Source organism: Methyloversatilis universalis EHg5, assembly GCF_000378945.1.
GTDB classification, from domain to species: Bacteria; Pseudomonadota; Gammaproteobacteria; order Burkholderiales; family Rhodocyclaceae; genus Methyloversatilis; species Methyloversatilis universalis_A.
Genome location: NZ_KB900540.1, coordinates 2,574 through 4,065, shown reverse-complemented (window position 1 = coordinate 4,065; position 1,492 = coordinate 2,574). Strand labels below are relative to the sequence as shown.

2 protein-coding genes and 1 pseudogene are annotated in these 1,492 nt (G+C 59.7%); 1 reads left to right on the top strand and 2 read right to left on the bottom strand.

The genetic code is table 11. The features are described from left to right. Nucleotides 1–155: 155 nt before the first annotated feature. Both METUNV2_RS19290 and METUNV2_RS0118720 read right to left on the bottom strand, forming a co-directional pair. Nucleotides 156–578 (bottom strand): Imm50 family immunity protein, encoded by a 423-nt coding sequence (locus tag METUNV2_RS19290; protein WP_157281235.1) that lies wholly within the window; start codon nt 576–578, stop codon nt 156–158. Nucleotides 579–766: 188 nt separating this feature from the next. Continuing rightward, a pseudogene (locus METUNV2_RS0118720) lies at nt 767–985 on the bottom strand (transposase); the annotation flags it as partial. A 61-nt stretch (nt 986–1,046) separates the two neighbouring features. On the opposite strand from METUNV2_RS0118720, the gene METUNV2_RS20190 reads away from it, so the two are divergent. Further along, nucleotides 1,047–1,223 carry a transposase gene (locus METUNV2_RS20190; RefSeq protein ID WP_018227528.1) on the top strand — a complete coding sequence of 59 codons (177 nt, stop codon included), beginning with the start codon at nt 1,047–1,049 and terminating at the stop codon, nt 1,221–1,223. The last annotated feature ends 269 nt before the right edge of the window (nt 1,224–1,492 follow it).

Below are 1,492 nucleotides of genomic sequence, written 5' to 3'. Positions count from 1 at the left end.
TGTCGGCACGGGTCACTCAGAACCCACTACGGATGCCGGATATACGACTGCAAGTGATCTACCCGGGAAAGTCAGACTATCGATCAGTCTTGATTTTGGGGGGAGTCCATATACGACCAGTTAGGCCAGTGTTTATAGCTTGGCGGAGGCAAGGCTTACTTCGCATAGGGCGTGATGGTGATGAGCTGAGCTGTTTGGGCGGTGAATGAAGCCTCAAAGAGATAGCAGTGCTCTAGCTCAACTTTGATGATGGCTTGCTCTTGCTTGTCTCGGTCCTGCGCTAGCTCCAGGTTTAGTGATGAGATGACGTTCTGGCCATTGAAGCCTTCGACGTGAACTTCGCTGACGCCCTCAAACCGGAAATGAAGCACTGCATCGCCATGCAACTTGTAGTGGCCTTCTGGCGTGATCTCGGAGGTCATTACCCATCCGCGCAAGTGCAAGTCAAGTGTCGGGGATGGTTTGCCCTGCGTCCTATCGAGAGATAGCTTGAACACCTCTGCATCATGAAAGCTCGGCCAAAGCCCAAAGTGGGCGATGACGCGTTCATGACCGACGATGAACTCATGTGCTTCCATAAACAGTGGCCTAACGACGCTGTAGAAATACCCCATCTCGGGGCAAGCGGTTGCTACCGGCCTTAGACGGTCCGAAGTCGTTCATCCTCATTTCAGCTCCGCAATCTTCGTTTCATCGTCGTCTCCTGACCTCAGCCGTGGCCCTTGATCGGCGCAATGCCGGCGTCGTGGCCCGACCGCGAGCTTACCTAATTTGCGTAGCCGTGGTGCCCGAGCTTTTCGATGTTGTGCACCAGGCAGTACAGCTTCCATTGCCCATCCACCTTCTCCCGCCCGCGCAGCGTGAAGCGGGAGAGGGGCTTGTTGTGCCGCAGATTGCCGAACACCGGCTCGACGGTGGCGAAGCGCGCGGGGATCATCTGGCGCGCTTTGTCCGCATCGATGCGCTGCTTCATCTGATCGGTATGAAACTGCTGCTCGACTCGGCTGCTCACCATTCCCGGCATCGGGCTGCTCACTGCCACCGCGATGGTGGCGGCCACCGGTGGCTCGGTCAGTCACTTCAGGGATGCCCGCCACTTCGCGAGCTGGTTCGGGCTCACGCCACGCGAACACTCGTCGGGATTGACCCGCAAGCTCGGACGCATCTCGAAGCAGGGCGACAAGTATCTGCGCATGCTGCTCACGCACGGCGCGCGCGCCTGACTCAGAGCCGCCACGCTCGCCGCCAGGGCCGACCGTTAGCTGGACGCGCTACGCCAGTGGGCGGTGAATATCCAGGCGCGTACCCACCACAACAAGGCCGCGTGCGCGCTAGCCAACAAGCTCGCACGCATCTGCTACAGCGTGCTGCGCGATGCCACCGCCTACGGTGACCCCCAACCCCGGCTGGCAAGAAAGGCAGACCGGGCTTCGTTCGCTGTGGCTCCCTGAGCAGAGTCACCCCCTCCCGCCACCGCTTGCCACGAGACAGA